We start from the raw sequence: 20,928 nt of genomic DNA, 5'->3' as shown, positions 1-20,928 counted from the left end.
TCAGGTCACGGCTGCCGCCGCCACGCGCGGCCGCCGCCGGCCGAGCAGGATCAGGATCAATACCGTCGCGCAGGAGCAGACGAAGGTGAGACCGAGCGCGCCGCGGCTGCCGAATTGGGTAAGCAGGCCGACGAGGAGCGGTGGCGAGATCGCGGACGCCAGATTGAGCGGCAGCGCGATCATCGACATCGCCTTGGCGAACTCGGCCTGGTCGTAGAACACCAGCGGGATGGTCGCCCGCGCCACCGCCATCGCGCCGCTGCCGGCGCCATAGAGCAGGATGAAGACCGCGACCGCCCAGGTCGCGCCTTCGCTCAGCATCAGCAGCAGCATCGCGACGGGCAGCGCGGTGCCCGCGACGAGCCCGGTCGTAATCCCGTCCCATCGCCCGCCGCCGAGAAGATCGAGCCCGCGGGCGCTGACCTGGATCACGCCCAGCATCGAGCCGAAGAGGAGTGCCTGCGCCGGCGCCAGCCCCTCCGCCCGCAACAGCTCGATCATGATGGCGCTGATGCCGAAATTGACGAAGGCGTTGAGCGTGATCGCGGCGACGACGAGGCCGAAAGTGCTCCTTGGAATCGCGGGCACATCGGCAGACTTAGCCGGCTTGCCGCCATCGTCCTTCGCAAGTCTCCGGCGCGGCGCCACGAATGCATAGAGCGGAAGCGACACGAGGATCAGCATGGCCGCGTAAACCAGGCACGTCCCCCGCCAGCCGAGGTGTCCGCTGAGGAACGACGTCGTCGGCCAGAAGATGCTGCTGGACAGGCCCGTCACCAGCATCAAGGCCCCGATCGCGTTCTTGGCCTGCCGCCCCGCGATCTCGTTCAGCATGATATAGGCGCCGGTCGACAGCGTGGCGCTGCCGGCGATGCCGAGGACGATCCAGGCGGCGAAATAGAGCACCGGCTCGCGCGCGAGAGACAGCAGCACGAAGCCGGGCGCGGTGACGACCGTGCCGACCATCATGACCGTCCGCGCGCCATGCCGCGCAAACGATTTGGCGAGCCACGGCGCGCACAGCCCCATCGAGACGTAGAGAACGGATGTCCCGGCGAACACCGCCGGCAGGCTCATGCCGAGATCGGCGGCGAGATCGCGCCCGACGATGGCAGGAAGCCCGATCGTGCCCCATCCGACCAGCTGCGTGATGGCGAGCACCAGCAGGACCCCGATCAGCCTGCTGTCAGATTTCAAGAACCGCATTCCAAACGTTCGCCTGCCCGGCAGGCGCCGATCACGCCTGTGACACCTCTCTTAGCTGGAGACCCAGCGCACGGGAACGCCGGCCGCCGAATGGCAGAAGGCAGCCGGGAGCATGTCAGGAGGAGGCAGTGGCCTCTACCGCGCGATCCCGAGCAAGGATGGCGCCTCGGCGGCGGTCGCAACGCGGCGACCGTGGCGCGTGACAGCCTCGCAGGCGATGGTCACGAGCTCCGCATTGCTGGCGGCCAGGCGTGTCTTGTCGATCCTGATATTGTCCTCGAGCCCGGTCCGAACCGCGTCGGCGCCCCGCGCCAGCGCCCAGCCCATGACCTCGGCCTGGTGACGTCCGATCCCGGCCGCGGTCCAGGTCGCGTGCGGGATCAGCCGCCTGAGCTCAGCCAGCAGGATGTCGAGGACATGCTCGTCCGCCGGCATCGCGTTCTTGACGCCCATGACGAACTGTACGTGCGGACGCGGGTCGATCAGCCCCGCCTCGATCAGGCGGCGGGCACCATGGATATGAGACAGATCGAAGATCTCGATCTCCGGCCGGATGCCATTCGTCTGCATGCCGGTGGCGAGGGTCTCGACCAGGGCGGCGCTATTCTCATAAACAATCGTCGGGAAGTTCACCGATCCCGTGGACAACGAGGCCATGTCCGGCTTCAGATAAAGCGACGATCCGCGCGCCGAGGGATCGCGGCCCCGCCCGCCGGTCGAGAACTGGACGATCATGCCAGGACAATGCTTCCTGATCCCCTCCGCTACCTTCGCAAAACGTTCGGGATCGGACGACGGCGTCTCGTCATCATTGCGAACGTGGATGTGGGCAAGCGTGGCGCCGGCCTCGAAGGCCTCCTGCGTCGACTCGATCTGTTCGGACGGCAGAATCGGCACCGCCGGATTGTCCTTCTTGCGCGGAACGGAGCCGGTGATAGCGACAGCAACGACGACGGGGTTCATCCTGCAACCTCATGATGATCGCGCTCACGCGCACCAAGTTCGATCAGGCCCTGACATAGCGCGCGGAGCCCTGCCGCCGCAAACATCAATTGTCGCGACGGCAAGGCTTCCTCGCGTTCGCGTCAGGTCTGAACTGCGGCCACACCATTCGCGGCTTCCGCACGCTGCCGCTCGTAGTCGGCTCGGGCGATCGGAACGGCCTTGGGATTGCCGAGATCGTCGATCTTGATCCGATAGGTCTCCCGGGCCGTGACGGCCGCCAGCGCCGCGATCACCGTGATGCCGAAGGCGATCGCGCCCACCGTCAAGGGAATGTTGGCCGAGCCGGGAGGCGCTACGATGGCGAACAGGGCTGGAAGCAAGGCGGTGATGGTCGTTCCGATGTTCTGCGAGATCGCCATCGCCGACACCCGTGTGCGCGTCGGAAATAGCTCCGGGTAAAAGCTCGGGAAGATCGCGTTATAGCCCTGATAGACGACGCCCCACATCAGGAGCGACAGCAGGATCGCCAGCGGCACGTTCCTGATGCTGATGGCATAGAGGTAGCCGAAGGCGAGCAAGCCGGAGAGCAGCGCGCCCACGACGATCGGAGGCTTGCGCCCGACCTTGTCGGAGAGATTGCCGACGAAGGGAATAACGAACACGGCCAGCATGTTTCCGAGGACCGGGATCCACAGATAAACGTCCTTGGCAAAGCCGATACCGTAGGCCGGCTGCACCGCGTAGGCCGCACCGAAGATGGTCGCGACAACCGGAATGACATTCATCAGCGCCATGCAGATGACCCTGAGCATGTCGGGCCAGTTCAGCTTGATGGCCTGAACGATGGGCGCCCGCGGCGTTTCTCCCCGCTCGCCCTCTCGCGCAAAGGCGGGGGTCTCGTCGACTTCGCGGCGAATGATGTAGCCGGCGACGATGACGAAGAAGCTGAGCAGGAAGGGAATCCGCCAGCCCCAGCTGTTGAAGGCGTCGGTCGGCATATAGGCCGCCAGCGGCAGGAAGACCGCAGCTGCGAGAATCTGTCCGGCCTGCACGCCCTGAAGGGCGAAGCTTGCATAGAAGCCGCGCCGACCGAACGGCGCATGCTCCAGAATCATCGAGCTTGCGCCGGAGATTTCGCCGGCAACGGCAAATCCCTGCACGAGGCGCAGCATGACGAGCAGGATCGGCGCCAGGATGCCGACCTGCTGATAGGTCGGCAGGATGCCCACCGCCATGGTCGAGATGCCCATCAGGAACATGCAGAGGATGAGGACGGTCTTGCGGCCATGGGTGTCGCCCCAATGTCCGAGCACGAAGGCGCCGATCGGCCGGGCCACATATCCAACGCCATAGGTCGCCAGCGATGCGACGATCGCGACCGTGGGATTGTCCGACGGGAAGAAGATTTGCGGGAAGATCAGCGACGCAGCGGTCGCGTAGATGAAGAAGTCATAATATTCGAGAGCCGACCCGATCCAGCCGCTGGCAGCAGCCTTCCTGGACTGACTCATGTCGTGGATCGCGCGCGTGGTAGCCATCACAAAAAGCTCCTCCCGATCTGTTCGTTTGTTGACGTCCCGTTGGCGGGCTTCGCTGGACAAATTGGACAGCAATCTCCGGGCGCTCTGCGGAGCTCCGCGAGCGCTTGGCACTGCCGGTCGGTGTCTTGAGTGAAGAGACAGTAGGCTTTCGCCGGGCTAACACAATTACCCAGTTATTCGATAAACCTAACATGATGTTATCAGGGCTAAAGGGCCGAGCCGACCCATCCTGCACGCTGACCGACGGCTCGGCATGCCGCCGCGGAGTTCATTCCGGCGGATTAAACGTCCGCACGAAATACACGGGCTCGCTGCCCTTCTTCAGGCGGTAGAGTTGCGCCGGGCGGTTCGGGCCGCGCCGCATCTTCGCGACCGGCTCAATCATGTCGGCCGACAGGATGCGGGTGCGGAAGGCGCTCTTCTCCAGCGGGCGGTCGAGCACGATCTCGTAGACGCGCTGCAAATCCGGCAGCGTGAATTCCGGCGGCATCAGATAGGCCGGCAGCGAGGTGTATTCCACCTTGTTGCGCAGGCGCTGGATCGCGGTTGCCAGGATGTCGCCGTGATCGAAAGCGAGCTTGTCCTTGAGCCTGCCTCCTCGAATCGGAAACCACCGCGCATCGTTCGCCAGCACGCTTGCGTCCGCCGGGATCAGCGCGAAATAGGCGTGCGTCGCCGACCAGCCGCGCGGATCGCGCGTCGCGCTTCCCCAGCTTCCGAGTTGCTCCAGATAAGGGCTGGTGACCCCGGTCTTCTCCTTCAGCTTGCGGGCCGCGCAAGCCGCGAGGTCGCGGTCCTTCGTGACGTCCACGAAGCCGCCCGGCAGCGCCAAGCTGAGCGGAAACGGCTCGCCCTCGCCGGCCGGGCGCTGCATCAGCAGCGCCTGAAGGCTGTCGTCGAGGATCGTAAAGATCACGACATCGACCATGGTCAGGGGGCGCGGAAAGTCCAATTCTCCAGACTTTCCGAGGACCTTGCCAAGGTCCTTGCTCCGCCCCTCACCTGCCATCGCCAATCTCCCCTGTTCGGTCTTGACAGTAGCATAGTTAGTTGTACAGTCCAACTTACTTAGTTGCTCAGACACACTTATTGCAGCCGTTGGAGAAACACATGTTCGGCGTCAGGTTCATCAAGGCCCAGCCCACCACGTATCTGATGAAGTATCGCGCCGGCGCGATCGTCGCCGAGGGTGCTGGTCTTTCCGCGCTGTATTACGCGCCGGTGACCATGCTGGTCGCGGTGCCCATCGGCAGCCGCGACGCCTCGTTCATCTTCGAGCAGACCGCGCGCGACTTTCAGACGCTGACCGTGCAGGGCCAGGTGACTTATCGCGTCAGCGACCCGAAGAAGGCGGCCTCGATGCTCGACTTCACCCTGAAGGCTGACGGCAAGACCTATGCGAGCGACGATCCGGAAAAGCTGCCGGAACGCATCCTCGGCACGGTCGAGGTCCTCGCCCAGCAAGCGGTGAAGGAACTGACGCTGAGGGACGCGTTGCAGGCGTCCGACCGCATCGCCGACATCATCGCGGGCGGCTTGAGGGCGCGCGCCGACATCGCAGCTCTCGGCCTCGAAATCCTCGGCGTGTCGATCCGCGGCATCAAGCCGACGCCGGAGACCGCGAAGGCGCTGGAGGCGCAAGCGCGCGAAGCGATCCTGAAGAACGCGGACGAAGCGATCTTCGCCCGGCGCAACTTCGCCGTCGAGCAGGAACGCGCCATTCGCGAGAGCGAGCTCGACACCGAGATCGCGGTCGAGCAGAAGAAGCGGTCGATCCGCGAGACCCAGATGGACGCCGAGGCGAGCGTTGCGGCAAAGCGCAATGAGCTGCGCGAGGCCGGCATGGCCGCGGACATCGTGCTGGAGGGCAAGCGCAAGGATTTCGTCGGCCTCAACGCCGAGAACACCAGGACGCTGGCCGACGCCGAGGCCTACCGCGTCGGCGCGCTGATGAAGATCTTCGAGGGCGTCGACACCCGCGTGATCCAGGCGCTTGCCGCTGCCGGCATGCAGCCGGGTCAGCTGATCGCACAAGCCTTCTCCGGCATTGCCGAGAAGGCCGAGAAGATCGGCCAGCTCAACGTCTCGCCGGACCTGCTCAGCCAGTTGATGGAGAAGCCGAAGCCGACGGAGGCCGCCAATGCCCGCCGCCAATGACCGCAAGGTGGTGCTGGTGACGCGCAAGACCAGGCTGGAGGACCTGATCGCGCGCCACCTGACGGCGGCGCAGGCGCGCTTCTATGTCGAGCATCTCGGCGCCGACTTCTCCGACTATGAGCGCGAGCACGAGGTCTATCGTGCCCAGCGTCACACGACGCTGCAAGTGCTGGAGCAATGGGGGCGCTATCAGGTCATCGACCGCGGCTTCCTGCCGAACTTCCTCTTCGGGCCTGATGACATCGTGGTCGCGCTCGGCCAGGACGGCGTCGTCGCCAACACGATGAAATATCTCGATGACCATCCGCTGATCGGGCTCAATCCGGATCCCGCGCGCCACGACGGCATCCTCCTGCCCTTCGCGCCGCGCGACCTCGCCAAGCTCCTGCCGGAGGTCGCCACTGAGAAGCGCGGCAGCCAGGCCGTGACGATGGCGGAAGCACGGCTCAACGATGGCCAGGTGCTCTACGCCGTCAATGATTTGTTCATCGGCGCACGGACGCATGTCTCCGCGATCTACGAGATTGCCGCCGGCGGGGCGACGGAACGGCAATCTTCGAGCGGACTGATCGTCTCGACCGGCCTCGGATCGACCGCCTGGTTCAAGAGCATCGTCACCGGCTCGCTGGCCATTGCCGGCAGCCTTGTTGGGCAGCCTCCCCCGCTGACCGGTTACGAGGCCCTGCCCTGGGACGCGCCGGAGCTGCGCTTCGCGGTGCGCGAGCCCTTCCCCAGCCGCCATTCGCAGACCCATCTCGTCTGCGGCCGGCTCGCCTCGGCGGACCAGTTGCGCATACGCTCGCTGATGGCGGAAAACGGCGTCATCTTCAGCGACGGCATTGAAGCCGACCGTCTCGACTTCAACGCGGGTGCCGAGGTTGCGATCGGGATCGCCGCGCGGCGCGGACGATTGATCGTCTGATCATGTTGGGCCGCCGCGCCGCCTCACGCGGTGTGGCCGGGATCGACGTGCTTCGGCGTCTTCTTGTCGCGCTGCGGGGTCATCTTGGCCGGATCAGGCGCACCGGGCACGCCGCGGGGACCCAGCTGCTCCCGCTGGATGTCGTCCTCGGAGCGGGATGGCTCGACGCCGTTCGGCTCACGCGGCTTGGTCATCGCGTCTTCCTTCTCAAGCGTTGTCCTGGACGCCGAGCGCGTTGCCTCCGGCTTCGCGGCCGGGCACGCTGACCTGGACTTCATGGCCCTCACGAAGCGCGAGGGATGCGGCGGCGACCGCCGATTCGAATGCAGCTTCCTTGGTGGCGTATGTGTTCTTGACGTCGCCGTCGTGCAGCACGCCCCATTCGTCCCTCACCGGCACGATGGCATATTGAGCAAGGCCCATTGTCCAACTCCTGGCTTTGAGTTTCAGAATTTGGCTTTCACCGTCTGTCCGATAACGCGCCGGCGGCCCTATCGTTGCGTCAGCTGCGGATGCGCGGCGCTGACGCGCCACACCGTGTTGCCGCTGTCGTCCGCGACCAGCAGCGCGCCAGTCTTGTCGATGGCGACGCCGACGGGACGGCCACGCGCCTGGTTGTCGCTGTTCAAGAAACCCGTCACGACGTCCTGCGCCGGTCCGCTCGGCTTGCCCTCGGTAAACGGCACGAACACGACCTTGTAGCCGTTGAGCACCTTCCTGTTCCAGCTGCCATGCTCGCCGACGAAGGCGCCGCCACGATAGGCGGCCGACAGGCCGGAGCCGGTGTTGAAGACGAGCCCGAGCGGGGCGACATGCGAGCTCAGGGCATAATCCGGTACGATCGCCTTGGCGACGAGATCCGGTCGCTGCGGCTTGACGCGGGGATCGACATGCTGACCGTAATAGCTATAGGGCCAGCCGTAAAAGCCGCCGTCCTTCACCGAGGTCATGTAGTCAGGAACGAGATCGGGACCGAGCTCGTCGCGCTCGTTCACCACCGTCCACAACGCGCCGCTCTGCGGCTCGAAGCTGAGCCCGTTCGGATTGCGCAGGCCGCTTGCGAACACGCGCCACCGGCCGCTGGCACGATCGACCTCGAGGATCGCGGCGCGGTTGTGCTCGGCCTCCATGCCGTTTTCGGTGATGTTGCTGTTGGAGCCGACGCCGGCATAGAGTTTCGAGCCGTCGGGGCTCGCGACCAGGCTCTTGGTCCAGTGATGGTTGATCGGCCCACCCGGCAGCGGCGTCAGCTCGGTGCCGGGCGCAGTGATCTTGGTGTCGCCTTCCGTGTAGGGATATCTGACGATGGCATCGGCATTGGCGACATAGAGGTCGTTGCCGACCAGAGCGATGCCAAACGGCGAGTTGAGATGATCGAGAAAGACGCTTTGGGTTTCCGGCACGCCGTCGCCATTGCTGTCGCGCAGCAGCGTGATGCGGTTGCCCGGCCCGGTGTCGTTGCCGCCCGAGGTCGCCCAGGACTCGATATAGCCCATGACGATCTCTTTGGGCCGCTTGATCCCGGCCCCCTTCGGCGCCTTGGATTCCGCCACCAGCACGTCACCATTGGGCAGCACGTAGATGAAACGCGGATGCTGCAGGCCGGTCGCGAAGGCCTTGACCTGCAGGCCCTCAGCCACAGCCGGCGTCTCGTTCTTCTTCCAGCCGACGATGCGCGCGATGTGGACCGGCGGCAGCAAATATTGCTGGATGTCGGGAAGTTTTGGGTTGGCGCCGATCTGCGCCTTGGGGTCGCCGCTGCCGTCGTCGCAGCCAGCCAGCAACAGCAGCGGCGAGAACACCAGCGCCCGGGCAAGCTTCGATATCATCGTGCAACTCCTACGCCGTGGCGATAGACCATGGCCCAGCCGAGCCAGCCGGTGACGGGCAGGATCAGCACCGTGATCACGGACAGAACGAGCCCGGTCGGCCACACCGAGGTCCAGGCATCGCGGGTGTGGATCAGCGCGTTGACGACGGCGAGGATCAGCGCCAGTGCATTTCCGATCAAATGCGGCCAGGCCGGCGTTTGCGCCCGCACCAGGCGGTTGCCGAGGAAATCAATCAGGCCCGCGATCGCCGCCAGCACGCCGAAGACGACGCCAGCGAGCAGAAGCCAGGCGGAAAAATTCGCCCACATGATCTCGGCGCTGGCGACATAGGCGATGTCGGTCAAGAGCGCCCCGACGAAGCACGCGATCGGGATAGGCACCAGCATCGGATGAATCGGATGACCCGCGATCTGCGCGGTGGTGCGCACGCGCATGTCGTCTTGCACGGTCGGCCTCGTGTGATTTTCGGTCCTGCCCGACCGGCCAACTCGTGCGCGGAGTGATGGTTCCTGCAACCGCTCGATGGCACGGACGGATCCGCCAGTCGGCCTGCCGCACCAACTGAACGTCTGCGGCCCAGCCCGAATCGTCGGGGCATGCCCGAGGCCGACTTGCCCGAAGAAGTCGACTTGCCCGGGAATCAACGTCGCTCGGGCTCAGATCAGCGGAGGTCCCTGCCGCAAATTCATGTGCCGGTTGACGTCCTTGTAAAGGAGATAGCGAAACCGACCCGGACCTCCTGCGTAGCACGCTTGCGGGCAGAAGGCGCGCAGCCACATATAGTCCCCGGCCTCGACCTCGACCCAGTCGCGATTGAGACGGTAAACGGCCTTGCCCTCGAGCACATATAATCCGTGCTCCATGACGTGCGTCTCTGCAAAGGGGATCTTCGCACCCGGTTCGAACGTGACGATATTGATGTGCATGTCGTGTCGCATATCGGCCGGATCGATGAAGCGCGTCGTGGCCCACCTCCCCTCAGTGCCCGGCATCGATACTGGTTCCAAGGAGTCTGCATTGGTCACGATCACCTCGGGCTGGGCCAAACCCGGCACGCGCTGATACAGCTTCCGGATCCAGTGAAGCTGCGCCGGGCTCTGGCCGCGGTTACGAACGCTCCAGGTGCAGCCAGGTGGCAGATAGGCGAAGCCGCCGGGCCTGAGCTCGTGTTCCGTGTCCGCCAATTTGACGACCAATCTGCCACCCACAACGAACAACGCGCCTTCGGCGTCCTTGTCCGGCTCGGGAATTTCACTTCCTCCACCCGGGGCCATGTCCATGAGATAATGCGAAAACGTCTCGGCGAATCCGGAGAGCGGTCGCGCCAGCACCCAGAGGCGCGTGTCGTCCCAATGCGGCAGGTGGCTGACGACGATATCGCGCTGCACGCCGTTGGGGATAACGGCGTAGGCGTTCGTAAAGACCGCCCGGCCACTCAGAATATCCGTCTGGGGCGGAAGGCCGCCCTGCGGGACGTGATAGGTTTGCGATGACATCACCAAGCCTCGTGGACGTTATCGGGGGTCAGCTTGCGGCGCTGCCGAGATCGAGTTGCATGTTCTCGTCCAGCCGATATTCTTCGAGATTGTCACCACCACCCTTTCGATCGACGACGAGGAACGAGCTTGCGTCCTCGAGAACCAGAAGCGGTTGGTGCCAGCAGTTTCGGGCATAATTCACGCCTTGCTTGCCATTGGCCGCAAACGCCCGATAGCTCGATGGCGTGCGCGGATCCGTGCAAACGACGACCAGCCAGTTTCCTCCGCTCAAGGGCATGAACAGCTGGCTTCCAAGCGGATGGCGCTCCATCAGGCGGATGGCGATCGGCGCGGGCCGCGCGGAGGCGACAAACCAGCTGATGTTGATGTGTCCGCCTTCCGCGCCGACATCGATATTGGCGAGTCCGTTGTAGCGCGCCGCATATCCCTGATTGATCGACAGGGGCGTCAACCCTTCCGTTTCGACGACTTCGCCAAACGGAGCGAATGCCGGCCGCGTCAAGGGCTCAATCGGGAGTGTCGTCATCTCAACCAAACGCCTCTGCGTTCAACTTGTCTGCAGGCCTGCGACGGGAGCGGCCGCGCCGGCCGGATCGATCTGCAGGGGCTCGCTGGAAGGAACGATCTCGCCATCGAGGATGCACTGCGCCTTCGCGCGATCGAGGTCGCCCTCCCACGAGGCGACGACGACCGTGGCAACGCAGTTGCCGACATAATTGCCGAGCGCGCGGGCGATGCCGATGAACCAGTCCACCGACAAGATGAGCACCAGCCCAATCGCCGGGATGGCCGGAATGGCAGCCAGCGTCGCCGCGAGGACGACAATGGCCGATCCCGGGACGCCATGAGCCCCCTTGGAGGTGAGCAGCGCGACGCCGAGGATCGCCAGGAGATCGCCCGTGGCGAGCGGCGTGTTCGTCGCTTGTGCAATGAAGACCGCCGCCAAGGTTAGGTAGATCGAAAAGGCATCCAGATTGAACGAGTACCCTGTCGGGATGACCAGACCGACCGTCGACCGCTTGATCCCGAGCTGTTCGAGCTTGCGCATGGTCTGCGGGAGCACGCTGTCGCCTGCGGCCGTGCCAAGAACGATCATCAGCTCTTCACGCAAATAGACGAGCAGCTTGAACAGGCTGAATCCCGAGAGCCGCATGATCGCTCCGAGCACGACGACCACGAAGAAGAACACCGCCAGATAGAACAGGGCAACGAGGCCCCCAAGCTGCTTGAGCGAGCCGATGCCGTACTTGCCGACGGTGAACGCGATCGCACCGAAGACTCCGAGCGGGGCGAGTCGGACGACGAAATTCATCATCTTGAAGATGATCTCGTTCACCCGCTCGACGAATTCGATGACCGGCTTGGCGCGCTCGCCGCACAACGACATGGCGCAACCGAACATGATCGAGACGATCAGGACCTGCAAGACGTCGCCAGAGCTGAAGGCTCCGACGATCGTCGACGGGATGAGCTTCATGAGGAATTCGGAGACGCCCCCGCCGGCGACCTGGGCCGCGGTCTGGCTGAACCCGCTGAGCGCCTTGGCGTCCAGAGCCCTTGGGTCGATGTTCATTCCGGCGCCGGGCTGGAAATAGTAAGCGAGCGCAATGCCGAACACCAAGGCGATGGTGGTGACGATCTCGAAATAGAGAAGCGAGCGAATGCCGACCCTTCCAACCTTCGAGAGGTCGCCGGCCGCCGATATTCCCTGCACCACAACGCAGAACACGATGACGGGCACCAGCATCTTGATGAGCTTAATGAAGCCGTCACCCAGGGGCTTCATCTGCAACGCGGTGTCCGGATAGGCCATGCCGAGAGCAATGCCCGCCGCCAGGGCGACGACCACTTGGAAGAAGAGTGACTTGAAAATCCTGGGCATGGCTTTCCTCGCTCGCTGGGCTTCCTTTGGTCTGGCTTGGTCGGCCTGAGCCTTCGCCATTCTTGTCGTTGGCGGTGACGAGAAGTCGCCGCGGATGGAGCCGTTCGGTCGCCGCATTGCGCGAGAAGTCTCCATCGGTCATTCGTTGACCAGCCCCGCGACCAAGTCCAATATATAGAACGACACGATTGATAGGGTTTCACTATGGATCTGCGCCAGCTCAGGTACTTCATCGCGGTTGCCGAAGAGCGCAGCTTCACCCTCGCCGCCCGGCGGCTGAACCTCTCGCAGCCGCCGCTCAGCCAACATATCCAGGCGCTCGAGGCCGAGCTCGGGACCCAGCTCCTCTACAGGACCAGCCGCAGGGTTGAGCTGACGCAGGCCGGTGAATCCATGCTGGTGCGGGGGCGCGCGATCCTGCAACAGGTCAAAGTCGCCGAAGACGAGGTTCGGTCGATAGGCGCTGGCCTGATTGGAACGTTGGATGTCGGAGCGACCGGCTCCATCCTGCGCGGTCGCCTCGCAGAGCTTCTCGCGGCCTACCGGAAGGTTGCGCCACTGGTGAAGATGACGGTGCATGAGCAGGCGCCGGCCCTCCAGATCGCGGCGCTCCTCAGCCGGACCACCAACATCTGTCTCATTCGCGGTGTCCCCGCCGAACGCGATTTGACCAGCAAGCTGGCATGGCGCGAAGAGGTCGTTCTCGCAGTGCCCCGCAGCCATCGGCTGGTGCAACGCAAGCGCATCGCCCTCGGTGACCTGGCCTCCGAGGATCACGTCGTCCTGGATCCGAACAGCTCCGATTTCGCGCGGTACGTTCAGAAGTGCTGTGTCGACGCCGGCTTTCTCCCGAAGGTATCCCAGCAAGTCGTCGACGCCCAGTCGATCCCAAGCCTGATCGCCGCAGGTTTCGGCGTGGCACTCGTGCCGCAGTCGATTGCGCGGTTCACGACGACCGACATCGTGTTCCGCCCGATCAGGCCCTCACCGCCCACGGCCGATGTGTTTCTGGTGTTCAGGGAGGACGAGACGTCGATGGTGGTGCACAATTTCATCAGGCTCGCTCTTCGATACCTCAACCAGCGAAGAGCCTGAGCCAGGTCCACGTCATCGATCATGCCTGCGATGGTCGTCGACGCAAGCGGTTGCGGACCATCTGCAAGACGACGACGAGGCGGAGTAAGACGCGCACATTGGCGAAGCGCGAGGTGTCGCGATGAAAAGCCTTCGACACGCTAAGCCGTTGAAAATGTTGGAGCGGGTGAAGGGAATCGAACCCTCGTATTCAGCTTGGAAGGCTGCTGCTCTACCATTGAGCTACACCCGCGTTACGGGCTCCCTAACACGGCCGGGCGGCGGTCTCAACTGTTCAGGAGGTCGCTTTCCGGCCGTCCTGAGCCTTTGCGAATCGCGCCCGGTTCCTGCGGACCCGCCGCCCCTTAACAGCGGCGGCAATGCCCCCTATATTGAAATCTTCCGAAACCAACGAAAGGAGGTGATCCAGTGTCTTTTACCAAGCGCTGTCACCTCGCTGGGATCGCCCGCTAAGCTCTAGATAAAGGCTTGGCATCGGGGCGCTCTCAGCCCTGGACCAGCGAGCAAGAATCGGGCGCGACGGGGGCTTCCCCGCCGCGCCTTTTTCGTCCGGGAGCGCGCTTCAACCCGGCGCCTCGCCCGCAAGCACCTCGCGAATCTTCTGCGACAGCTCCGACTTCCGGTAGGGCTTCTTGAGCAGCGCCACGCCGGAATCGAGATGTCCTTCGTGGACCATGGCGTTGTCGGTGTAGCCGGAGGTATAGAGCACCCTTGCCCCCGGCCGCCGGAGCCGGATCGCGTCGGCCAATTCCCGCCCGTTCATGCCGCCGGGCATGATGATGTCCGTGAACAGCAGATCGAATTTGGCGCCCTGGTCGACCAGCGCCAGTGCGGACGCGCCGTCGCCGGCCACCAGCGTGCGATAGCCGAGGCTGCCGAGCCGGGCGATGACATAGCCCTGCACCAGGGGATCGTCCTCGACCACGAGGATCGTTTCGTGTCCGCGTGCCGTGTCGAGCGCCTGGACCGGCGCGGTCCTGGCCGGCGCCTCGCCCTTCGATCGCGGCAGGAACAGCCGCATCACGGTGCCGCGCCCCTCCTCGCTCTCGACGGCGACCGTGCCGCCGGTCTGCTTGGCAAAGCCGTAGACCATGCTGAGCCCGAGGCCGGTGCCGCGACCGACGCCCTTGGTGGTGAAGAACGGCTCGAACACGCGCTCGCGGATGTCGGCGGGGATGCCGTGGCCGGTGTCGCCGACCGCGACCATCACGAAGGCGCCGCGAACGGCATCGCCATCACCGGCAACGCCGGTGTCGTCGAGCTCGCGGTTCGCGGTCTCGATCGTGAGCTTGCCCCCGCCCGGCATTGCGTCGCGCGCGTTGACGGCGAGATTGACGATCGCGGAGGAGAGCTGCGAGGGATCGGCCATCGCGGACCAGGCGTCATCGGCGAGCCGTGTCACGATCTCGATATGGGCGCCGAGGATCGGCCTCAGCAACTTCGTAGACTCGAGCACGAGGGCGTTGACGTCGATCTCGCGCGGCTCCAGCGGCTGGCGGCGCGCGAAGGTCAGCAGCTGCGAGGTGATCTCCGCACCGCGCGCGGCCGCATCGTCGATCAGCTGCGCGATCGCGGCGAATTCGGGCTTGTCCGCAAGCCCTTCCTGGATGATCTCGATGGTGCCGGTGATGACCGTGAGCACGTTGTTGAAATCGTGCGCGACGCCGCCGGTGAGCTGGCCGATCGCGTCCATCTTCAGGGATTGACGTAAGCGCTCCTCGGTTTCGTGCTGCTTGGTGAGATCGGTCGCGGACCCGCGATAGCCCATGAAGCGTCCGTCGGCGGCGAAGATCGGCTGGCCGTTGACGCTGAAATGATGCATCCGCCCGGCGGTGTCGCGGCCGCGATATTCGAACTTCCGGAACGGCTCGTGGCGGTCCAGCATCGCCATGTGCGCGCGCCATTTCTCGGGCTCGGTGTCGCGGCCGAACGCGGCATCGGCGCGGCGCTTGCCGATCAGCGCCTTGCTGTCCATGCTGAAGGCACCGGCCCGGTCGGAAATGTAGGTGAACCGATGGTCTGGTCCGGTCTCCCAGAACCAGTCGGACGCGGTCTCGGCATAGTCGCGGAAGCGCTGCTCGCTCGCACGCGCGTCCTCTTCGGCGCGCTGGCGGATGGTCAGGTCGCGCTCGAGATTTGCATTGGCCTCGCGCAGCTCGCCATAGGCCCGCTGGAGGTTCGCGCACATGGCGTTGAAGGCGTCGATCACCTTGTCCAGCTCGTCGGCATCGTAGGGCGGCCGGCGCTCCAGGCGCAAAGGCGGCGGCGGCCGCGCCAGGCTGTATTTGCTGACGAACTCGGCGATGGCGACCAGATGCCGCGTCACCAGCAGATGGAACATATAGATGATGAACAGCGAGACGAGGAACGTCTTGGCCGCCTGGCTTGCCAGGATGACCAGCGCGCGGTTCAGCAGATGTTGATAGACATCGGTCAGCGTCGCCTCGACATGGAGCACGCCGATCTCGCGTGCGGTCCCTTGCACAATGGTGTTCAGCGGATAGTCGCGCGTCACGACCGAGCGGGTGCTCGGCTCGCCGACTGCGAGACGGATCGGATTGGGACGATCGGCAATCTCGCGCACCTCGGCGGCGCGGATGTCGGGCAGCCGCAGGATACCGTCGAGCTGGAGCTTGAGCTGGTTCTGGTCGAGATTCCACAGGCTCTCGCCGAGACTGCCGGTGGTGCTGCGGCCGATCTCCTCGAGCCTGGTCTCGATGAGGCCGACCTCGCGATCATAATCGAGATACAGCTGGAGCGCCGTCAATGTCAGCGTCACGACCGAAGAGAACAGCAGCACGGCTGCGAGCAGGCGCGGCCCGACGCCGCTGCGCGACCAGTTGAAGAGCCGGGACAGCAGCGCGGCGAACATCGAAGGCGCGAGCGCGGTGCCGATCAAATCCTGCTTCGCAGCCGCCGGTGCAACGGCGCGGCCGCGCTTGGAGTCCTCGTCACCAGCCTTGACCATGCACCACATCCCCGGAAATGGCGGCACGCTGCGGCCGACCGGTCGCAGCCTCGAGCATTTCGATCGTCGAGACTTCCCCTTCCCGCGATGCGCGCGGCGATCCCGTCGGCCGATTTCCTGTCAACCCCTGGGCGGCTTGAGGTCGGCGGGGTCATATCTTGCGTCCGGCAGCAGGATTGTCGCGCAAACTACCACTTCGCGTGGTAGAATGACATCGGTGAAAGTCCGGAAGTCGCCTGCACCTCGGGCGGGCAGTGTCGCTATGGCCACGCGCAGGCGCCATCTCCGGTAGATCGAGCGGACATCGGAAATCCAGCGATAGCATCGGGCAACGAGGAGGCGCGTCATGTGGCGGATTATCGTCGCCTGCCTGTCACTGCTTGCAAGCGGTCCATCGCAGGCGCAGGAGGTCATCCGGATGGCGCGCATCGCCGACATCCCCGATCAATATGTCGGCGGCGAGATGCTGCGGGCCGTCTACGCCAGGCTGAACATCAAGCTGGAGTTCGAGGACGTCCCCGGCAAGCGTGCGCTCGCACTGTCGAGCGCCGGCACGGTCGACGGCGAGATCCAGCGCATCGGAACGCTCTCGCGCGACTACCCGACGCTGGTCCAGGTCACGCCGGCGATCAACTATATCGAGCCTGCAGTGTTTGCGACCAAACTCCGGTTCGACGTCGCCGGCTGGGATTCGATCAGGGACTACCGCATCGGCATCGTCCGCGGCGTCGGCTCCTCGGAGGCCGGCACGCGCGGCATGGCCCGCGTCACGGCGACCACTGGCCTCGACAACATGGTCAGGATGCTCGATGCCGATCGTTTCGACGTGATGGTCACCGATCTCTTCAGCGGGCTCGCGGCGGTGCGGAAACTCAATCTGCAGGCCAGGATCCACCCGCTCTCGCCGCCGCTCCAGCGTATCCACATCTACCATTACCTGCATGAACGCCATCGCGACCTGGTGCCTGAGGTCGGCAAGGTGATCGCTCAGATGGAGGCGAGCGGCGAACTGGCGGCGCTGCGCGAGGCCCTGGTCAAACAGGTCTTGAACGGCCCGTAACGGGCCGCCAGCTCAGCCCGCGCGAAGCCGCTCGCGCAAGGCGACGGCGGCAATCAGCATGCCGACGCACCAGGCCACGACTGCGCGGTGAGGCTCCCCGCCGAGCAGCACCGTGAAGATGCTCGTCAGCAGGCACGGCACGATGACCTTGCCCGTCCGGCTCGTCAGCGCGAGCAGGAACGGCATCGCCGCGATCGATATTTGCAGGACGTCCATATGGGACATCGGGCGCGAGGCTTCAGAAGCCGCAAACGCCGAGCGCGCGCGGACGCTTGCCGCGCCGGCTTTCGACGATGCGCTCGCCGCCATTCTCGGCCGAACTGCCGTAATAGCGGTGATGGCCGCTTTGGTCGTGCAGATCGGCCGTCTGAGATTGTCCGGCCCGACGTGCGTCGCAGATGATCTTGATGTGACCCGACATTGCCGCCTCCAGCAGAAATCTTGTTGTTGTGGTCATCAGTCGCAACCACTTCCGGCGGCGTTCACACGGCAACGCCGCAATCGGGTTTCAGGACGGTTTCGTCGCGGCATGACTACGCAATATTTTGTGCTTGAATTCTTGTTTGGGGATTGTCGGCATCGCCCGCGGTGCTACGTCCTTTGGGATCGGTGCAGAAAAACAACGAGGTGACGATGCTGTACGCCATCCTGGCCTACCACGTGGAAGACGAGATCCTGTCCTGGACGCCTGAGCAGGACGCCGCGGTCGTGGCCAAGGTCATCGAGGTTCAGGCCCCCTTGCGGGCCAGCGGGCAGTTCGGGCCGGCCGCCCGTCTGGATGAGACCCGGAAGGCACGCACCTTGCGCGGCCCCGGCGCGGGCATGGTGCTGGACGGCCCGTTTGCCGAGACTAAGGAGCAGCTTCTGGGCTTCCACCTCATGGAATGTGCCACCGAGGAGGAGGCGATCGCGGCGGCGCGCAAGCTGCGGGCGGTCAATCCAACTGCGGTCTACGAAATCCGCCCGGTTAAGCTTTACGTGCCGGCCGATGGGTTCGGCGCGACGTCCGGGTGAGGCACGGCCTCATGCGCCCGGCCCGGTCCGCGCACCGTAGAAGCGCTGGATCAGGAGCCCGCCGAAGGCGATGAACCAGACGAAAGGCGCGACGTGGGGGGCGAATGCCGCCACGATCGTGCCCGGAATGAACACCAGAAGCGGAAACAGCGAGGCCATGATCTCGTAGCGCCAGCTGCCAAGGATGGTCCACCACAGCCAGGCATTGAGGCCGGCGATCGCGGTCAGGTGCAGCCCGTAGAGCACCGCAACCGCACTGCTCATGCTGTAATTGGTATAGAGGCCGTTGGTGACAGGCAGCAGCACGATCGAGAGCAGGAAGAACAGGTTCAGGATCACCGCGCCGCGGCTGCCGACTGGCTGGCGCGCCAGCCGCCGGTGATGGCTGATCCAGAACACCCCGGCGATGATGAAGCTGAGTGCGAAGCCGGCGAGCTTGCCGGAATAGACATGGGCAAGATCGCTCCAGCCGGGCGCGCTGGTGAACACCGCGGCCTTGGGCAGGTCGTAGGCCAAAAGCGTCATGGCGACACCGAAAATGGTGTTGCTGAGCGATTCCAGCCGCCGCATCTCGAACTGGTCGGATTTGAGCTCGGTCATGCCGGGGTGCGCTTTTCGGACTGGAACCTGGGGGCGTCTTTCCCCCTAAATCCTAAACCCGGTCCCGTCCAGCCGCATTGCGATTCGCGACGGGATCGCCGACTCTCGCCCTTTCACCGGGGCGATTCGTGGCGACATATCTGGACACGCTCAATGCGGAGCAGCGCCGCGCCGTCGAGCATGGCGTGGCCGATGGCGCGACCGTGGGCGCTCCCCTGCTCGTCATTGCCGGCGCCGGCTCCGGCAAGACCAACACGCTGGCCCACCGCGTCGCGCATCTGATCGTCGCCGGCGCCGATCCGCGCCGCATCCTGCTGATGACGTTCTCCCGCCGCGCCGCGGCCGAGATGGCCGGCCGGGTCGAGCGCATCGCCCGCAAGGTGCTGGGCGAGAACAACGCCGCAATCATGCGCGATGCGCTGACCTGGGCCGGCACCTTCCATGGCATCGGCGCGCGGCTGCTGCGCGAATATGCCGAACGGATCGGCGTCGATCCCGCCTTCACCATCCACGACCGCGAGGATTCCGCCGACCTGATGAACCTGGTCCGGCACGAGCGCGGCCTGTCGAAGACCGAGAGCCGCTTTCCGGCCAAGGGCACGTGCCTGTCGATCTACTCGCGCTGCGTCAACGCCGAGATGGAGATCGAGAAGGTGCTGGGGGTGCACTATCCCTGGTGCGCGGGCTGGGCCGCCGAGCTAAAGGGGCTGTTCGCGGCCTATGTCGAGGCCAAGCAGGCCCAGCACGTGCTCGATTACGACGATCTGCTGCTGTACTGGTCGCAGATGATGAGCGATGGGTTGATCGCCGAGGAAATCGGCGGCCGCTTCGATCACGTTCTGGTCGACGAATACCAGGACACCAACCGCCTGCAATCCTCGATCCTCCTGGCGCTCAAGCCCGACGGACGCGGGCTCACCGTGGTCGGCGACGACGCCCAGTCGATCTATTCGTTCCGCGCCGCCACCGTGCGCAACATCCTGGACTTTCCGCAGAGCTTCTCGCCCCGCGCCGAGATGATCACGCTCGACCGCAACTACCGCTCGACACAGACCGTGCTGGCGGCGGCCAACGGCGTCATCGGGCTCGCCCGCGAGCGCTTCACCAAGAATCTGTGGACCGACCGCACCGCCTCGCACAAGCCGCAGCTCGTCACCGTGCACGACGAGGCCGACCAGGCGCGCTACATCGTCGAACAGGTGCTGGCGAACCGCGAGCAAGGCGCGCTGCTCAAGCACCAGGCGGTGCTGTTCCGGACCTCCTCGCATTCCGGCCCGCTCGAGATCGAGCTGACCCGCCGCAACATTCCGTTCGTCAAGTTCGGCGGGCTGAAATTCCTCGACGCCGCGCACGTCAAGGACGTGCTGGCGCTGCTGCGCTTTGCCGAGAACCCGCGCGACCGTGTCGCCGGTTTCCGCATTTTGCATCTGTTGCCGGGTGTCGGCCCCGCGACCGCACAGCGCGTGCTCGACCAGATGGCGGAGAGCACCGATCCGCTTCACACGCTGGGCCAGCTCCCGATACCCGCGCGCACGGGCGCGGACTGGACCGACTTCGTCCGCACCGTCGAGAACCTGCGCTATTCGGAATGGCCGGTCGATCTCGAACGCGTACGGCTCTGGTACGAGCCGCATCTCGATCGGCTCCACGAGGATTCCGAGACGCGCCGCGCCGATCTGATGCAGCTCGAGCAGATCGCGAGCGGCTATGCCTCGCGCGAGAAATTTTTGACCGAGCTCACGCTCGATCCGCCCGATGCGACCAGTGACAAATCCGGGCCGCCCTTGCGCGACGAGGACTATCTGATCCTGTCCACCATCCACTCCGCCAAGGGCCAGGAGTGGAAGTCGGTGTTCGTGCTCAACGTCGTCGACGGCTGCATGCCCTCCGATCTCGGCGCCGGCACCAGCGCCGAACTCGAAGAGGAGCGACGCCTGCTCTATGTCGCGATGACGCGCGCCAAGGACGATCTGCACCTCGTCGTTCCCCAGCGCTTCTTCGTCCACGGCCAGGCCGCCAAGGGCGACCGCCACGTCTACGCCTCGCGCACCCGCTTCATCCCGGAGCAGCTGGTCTACCTGTTCGAGCGCACCGCCTGGCCGAAGGCCGCAAGCGGTGCTGCCCGCACCGCCGCGCAGGGGCCGAAGATCGACATCGGGGCGCGGATGCGCGGGATGTGGCGGTAAACACAAGAGCCTGGTGTCGGG

Annotated in this window: 21 protein-coding genes and 1 tRNA gene; 6 read left to right on the top strand and 16 right to left on the bottom strand. The window is 64.9% G+C overall.

Features of this window, described 5'->3' with window-relative positions; all coding sequences use genetic code 11:
• The 4 genes from A3AS_RS0135440 to A3AS_RS0135425 all read right to left on the bottom strand — a co-directional run bounded on the left by A3AS_RS0135440 (nucleotide 1) and on the right by A3AS_RS0135425 (nucleotide 4,701).
• Nucleotides 1–1,206, bottom strand: a complete 1,206-nt coding sequence (locus tag A3AS_RS0135440; protein WP_018322214.1) for an MFS transporter — start codon at nucleotides 1,204–1,206, stop codon at nucleotides 1–3.
• Nucleotides 1,207–1,341: 135 nt separating this feature from the next.
• Nucleotides 1,342–2,169, bottom strand: coding sequence for a 3-keto-5-aminohexanoate cleavage protein (locus A3AS_RS0135435; protein ID WP_018322213.1), 828 nt, complete (start codon nucleotides 2,167–2,169; stop codon nucleotides 1,342–1,344).
• 122 nt (nucleotides 2,170–2,291) lie between these two features.
• Nucleotides 2,292–3,689 carry an MFS transporter gene (locus A3AS_RS0135430; protein WP_018322212.1) on the bottom strand — a complete coding sequence of 466 codons (1,398 nt, stop codon included), beginning with the start codon at nucleotides 3,687–3,689 and terminating at the stop codon, nucleotides 2,292–2,294.
• Nucleotides 3,690–3,960: 271 nt separating this feature from the next.
• The gene (locus tag A3AS_RS0135425; protein ID WP_026202706.1) at nucleotides 3,961–4,701 is read right to left on the bottom strand and encodes an NUDIX domain-containing protein; all 741 of its coding nucleotides are present in this window, start codon (nucleotides 4,699–4,701) and stop codon (nucleotides 3,961–3,963) included.
• 101 nt (nucleotides 4,702–4,802) lie between these two features.
• Here A3AS_RS0135425 and A3AS_RS0135420 point away from each other — a divergent pair, with 101 nt between their 5' ends.
• Nucleotides 4,803–5,849 carry an SPFH domain-containing protein gene (locus A3AS_RS0135420; protein ID WP_018322210.1) on the top strand — a complete coding sequence of 349 codons (1,047 nt, stop codon included), beginning with the start codon at nucleotides 4,803–4,805 and terminating at the stop codon, nucleotides 5,847–5,849.
• Nucleotides 5,833–6,771, top strand: coding sequence for a sugar kinase (locus A3AS_RS0135415; protein WP_018322209.1), 939 nt, complete (start codon nucleotides 5,833–5,835; stop codon nucleotides 6,769–6,771). Before A3AS_RS0135420 ends, A3AS_RS0135415 begins: the two co-directional genes overlap by 17 nt.
• Nucleotides 6,772–6,794: 23 nt before the next feature.
• Here the strand turns inward: A3AS_RS0135415 and A3AS_RS48675 are convergent, their stop codons facing one another.
• The 7 genes from A3AS_RS48675 to dctA all read right to left on the bottom strand — a co-directional run bounded on the left by A3AS_RS48675 (nucleotide 6,795) and on the right by dctA (nucleotide 11,984).
• Complete coding sequence (locus A3AS_RS48675; RefSeq protein WP_018322208.1) at nucleotides 6,795–6,965, bottom strand: hypothetical protein; 171 nt, start codon at nucleotides 6,963–6,965, stop codon at nucleotides 6,795–6,797.
• Between the two features lie 13 nt (nucleotides 6,966–6,978).
• Nucleotides 6,979–7,194: a hypothetical protein gene (locus A3AS_RS0135405; protein ID WP_018322207.1), complete on the bottom strand. Its 216-nt coding sequence runs from the start codon at nucleotides 7,192–7,194 to the stop codon at nucleotides 6,979–6,981.
• Nucleotides 7,195–7,262: 68 nt separating this feature from the next.
• Complete coding sequence (locus tag A3AS_RS0135400; protein ID WP_018322206.1) at nucleotides 7,263–8,600, bottom strand: sorbosone dehydrogenase family protein; 1,338 nt, start codon at nucleotides 8,598–8,600, stop codon at nucleotides 7,263–7,265.
• The gene (locus A3AS_RS0135395; RefSeq protein ID WP_018322205.1) at nucleotides 8,597–9,037 is read right to left on the bottom strand and encodes a DUF2231 domain-containing protein; all 441 of its coding nucleotides are present in this window, start codon (nucleotides 9,035–9,037) and stop codon (nucleotides 8,597–8,599) included. Before A3AS_RS0135395 ends, A3AS_RS0135400 begins: the two co-directional genes overlap by 4 nt.
• 222 nt (nucleotides 9,038–9,259) lie before the next feature.
• Entirely contained in the window at nucleotides 9,260–10,099 is an 840-nt protein-coding gene (locus A3AS_RS0135390; protein ID WP_018322204.1) for a bifunctional allantoicase/(S)-ureidoglycine aminohydrolase, read from the bottom strand.
• Nucleotides 10,100–10,127: 28 nt separating this feature from the next.
• A complete protein-coding gene (locus A3AS_RS0135385) occupies nucleotides 10,128–10,628 on the bottom strand; it encodes an ureidoglycolate lyase (RefSeq protein WP_026202704.1) in 501 nt (166 codons plus the stop codon).
• A gap of 21 nt (nucleotides 10,629–10,649) precedes the next feature.
• Nucleotides 10,650–11,984, bottom strand: a complete 1,335-nt coding sequence (gene dctA / locus A3AS_RS0135380; protein ID WP_026202703.1) for a C4-dicarboxylate transporter DctA — start codon at nucleotides 11,982–11,984, stop codon at nucleotides 10,650–10,652.
• 204 nt (nucleotides 11,985–12,188) lie between these two features.
• Between dctA and A3AS_RS0135375 the strand changes: the two genes are divergently transcribed.
• Nucleotides 12,189–13,079 carry a LysR substrate-binding domain-containing protein gene (locus A3AS_RS0135375; RefSeq protein ID WP_018322201.1) on the top strand — a complete coding sequence of 297 codons (891 nt, stop codon included), beginning with the start codon at nucleotides 12,189–12,191 and terminating at the stop codon, nucleotides 13,077–13,079.
• Nucleotides 13,080–13,237: 158 nt separating this feature from the next.
• Here the strand turns inward: A3AS_RS0135375 and A3AS_RS0135370 are convergent.
• Both A3AS_RS0135370 and A3AS_RS0135365 read right to left on the bottom strand, forming a co-directional pair.
• Nucleotides 13,238–13,311 (bottom strand) — tRNA-Gly (locus A3AS_RS0135370).
• A gap of 330 nt (nucleotides 13,312–13,641) precedes the next feature.
• Nucleotides 13,642–16,047 (bottom strand): ATP-binding protein, encoded by a 2,406-nt coding sequence (locus A3AS_RS0135365; RefSeq protein ID WP_018322200.1) that lies wholly within the window; start codon nucleotides 16,045–16,047, stop codon nucleotides 13,642–13,644.
• Nucleotides 16,048–16,393: 346 nt separating this feature from the next.
• Here A3AS_RS0135365 and A3AS_RS0135360 point away from each other — a divergent pair, with 346 nt between their 5' ends.
• Nucleotides 16,394–17,107, top strand: coding sequence for an ABC transporter substrate-binding protein (locus A3AS_RS0135360; RefSeq protein WP_018322199.1), 714 nt, complete (start codon nucleotides 16,394–16,396; stop codon nucleotides 17,105–17,107).
• A gap of 12 nt (nucleotides 17,108–17,119) precedes the next feature.
• Here A3AS_RS0135360 and A3AS_RS0135355 read toward each other — a convergent pair whose 3' ends face one another.
• Nucleotides 17,120–17,323: a hypothetical protein gene (locus A3AS_RS0135355; RefSeq protein ID WP_018322198.1), complete on the bottom strand. Its 204-nt coding sequence runs from the start codon at nucleotides 17,321–17,323 to the stop codon at nucleotides 17,120–17,122.
• Nucleotides 17,324–17,345: 22 nt separating this feature from the next.
• Complete coding sequence (locus tag A3AS_RS0135350) at nucleotides 17,346–17,528, bottom strand: hypothetical protein (RefSeq protein WP_038950498.1); 183 nt, start codon at nucleotides 17,526–17,528, stop codon at nucleotides 17,346–17,348.
• Between the two features lie 212 nt (nucleotides 17,529–17,740).
• On the opposite strand from A3AS_RS0135350, the gene A3AS_RS0135345 reads away from it, so the two are divergent.
• Entirely contained in the window at nucleotides 17,741–18,121 is a 381-nt protein-coding gene (locus A3AS_RS0135345; protein WP_026202701.1) for a YciI family protein, read from the top strand.
• A 9-nt stretch (nucleotides 18,122–18,130) separates the two neighbouring features.
• On the opposite strand, the gene A3AS_RS0135340 is transcribed toward A3AS_RS0135345, so the two are convergent.
• Nucleotides 18,131–18,721, bottom strand: coding sequence for a TMEM175 family protein (locus A3AS_RS0135340; RefSeq protein ID WP_018322195.1), 591 nt, complete (start codon nucleotides 18,719–18,721; stop codon nucleotides 18,131–18,133).
• 128 nt (nucleotides 18,722–18,849) lie between these two features.
• On the opposite strand from A3AS_RS0135340, the gene A3AS_RS0135335 reads away from it, so the two are divergent.
• Nucleotides 18,850–20,907 carry an ATP-dependent helicase gene (locus tag A3AS_RS0135335; protein WP_018322194.1) on the top strand — a complete coding sequence of 686 codons (2,058 nt, stop codon included), beginning with the start codon at nucleotides 18,850–18,852 and terminating at the stop codon, nucleotides 20,905–20,907.
• The last annotated feature ends 21 nt before the right edge of the window (nucleotides 20,908–20,928 follow it).

This window comes from Bradyrhizobium sp. WSM2793, assembly GCF_000379585.1.
Lineage (GTDB): Bacteria > Pseudomonadota > Alphaproteobacteria > Rhizobiales > Xanthobacteraceae > Bradyrhizobium.
This window is presented reverse-complemented; position numbering and strand designations above follow the sequence as displayed.

What these genes read in the sequence shown, in the direction of transcription:
- A3AS_RS0135440 (WP_018322214.1), bottom strand. Translation starts at nt 1,206, where the DNA reads ATGCGGTTCTTGAAATCTGACAGCAGGCTGATCGGGGTCCTGCTGGTG.
- A3AS_RS0135390 (WP_018322204.1), bottom strand. Translation starts at nt 10,099, where the DNA reads ATGTCATCGCAAACCTATCACGTCCCGCAGGGCGGCCTTCCGCCCCAG.
- A3AS_RS0135355 (WP_018322198.1), bottom strand. Translation starts at nt 17,323, where the DNA reads ATGGACGTCCTGCAAATATCGATCGCGGCGATGCCGTTCCTGCTCGCG.
- A3AS_RS0135400 (WP_018322206.1), bottom strand. Translation starts at nt 8,600, where the DNA reads ATGATATCGAAGCTTGCCCGGGCGCTGGTGTTCTCGCCGCTGCTGTTG.
- A3AS_RS0135365 (WP_018322200.1), bottom strand. Translation starts at nt 16,047, where the DNA reads ATGGTCAAGGCTGGTGACGAGGACTCCAAGCGCGGCCGCGCCGTTGCA.
- A3AS_RS48675 (WP_018322208.1), bottom strand. Translation starts at nt 6,965, where the DNA reads ATGACCAAGCCGCGTGAGCCGAACGGCGTCGAGCCATCCCGCTCCGAG.
- A3AS_RS0135405 (WP_018322207.1), bottom strand. Translation starts at nt 7,194, where the DNA reads ATGGGCCTTGCTCAATATGCCATCGTGCCGGTGAGGGACGAATGGGGC.
- A3AS_RS0135415 (WP_018322209.1), top strand. Translation starts at nt 5,833, where the DNA reads ATGCCCGCCGCCAATGACCGCAAGGTGGTGCTGGTGACGCGCAAGACC.
- A3AS_RS0135420 (WP_018322210.1), top strand. Translation starts at nt 4,803, where the DNA reads ATGTTCGGCGTCAGGTTCATCAAGGCCCAGCCCACCACGTATCTGATG.
- A3AS_RS0135430 (WP_018322212.1), bottom strand. Translation starts at nt 3,689, where the DNA reads ATGGCTACCACGCGCGCGATCCACGACATGAGTCAGTCCAGGAAGGCT.
- A3AS_RS0135375 (WP_018322201.1), top strand. Translation starts at nt 12,189, where the DNA reads ATGGATCTGCGCCAGCTCAGGTACTTCATCGCGGTTGCCGAAGAGCGC.
- A3AS_RS0135360 (WP_018322199.1), top strand. Translation starts at nt 16,394, where the DNA reads ATGTGGCGGATTATCGTCGCCTGCCTGTCACTGCTTGCAAGCGGTCCA.
- A3AS_RS0135350 (WP_038950498.1), bottom strand. Translation starts at nt 17,528, where the DNA reads ATGTCGGGTCACATCAAGATCATCTGCGACGCACGTCGGGCCGGACAA.
- A3AS_RS0135345 (WP_026202701.1), top strand. Translation starts at nt 17,741, where the DNA reads ATGCTGTACGCCATCCTGGCCTACCACGTGGAAGACGAGATCCTGTCC.
- A3AS_RS0135340 (WP_018322195.1), bottom strand. Translation starts at nt 18,721, where the DNA reads ATGACCGAGCTCAAATCCGACCAGTTCGAGATGCGGCGGCTGGAATCG.
- A3AS_RS0135425 (WP_026202706.1), bottom strand. Translation starts at nt 4,701, where the DNA reads ATGGCAGGTGAGGGGCGGAGCAAGGACCTTGGCAAGGTCCTCGGAAAG.
- A3AS_RS0135435 (WP_018322213.1), bottom strand. Translation starts at nt 2,169, where the DNA reads ATGAACCCCGTCGTCGTTGCTGTCGCTATCACCGGCTCCGTTCCGCGC.
- A3AS_RS0135395 (WP_018322205.1), bottom strand. Translation starts at nt 9,037, where the DNA reads ATGCGCGTGCGCACCACCGCGCAGATCGCGGGTCATCCGATTCATCCG.
- dctA (WP_026202703.1), bottom strand. Translation starts at nt 11,984, where the DNA reads ATGCCCAGGATTTTCAAGTCACTCTTCTTCCAAGTGGTCGTCGCCCTG.
- A3AS_RS0135385 (WP_026202704.1), bottom strand. Translation starts at nt 10,628, where the DNA reads ATGACGACACTCCCGATTGAGCCCTTGACGCGGCCGGCATTCGCTCCG.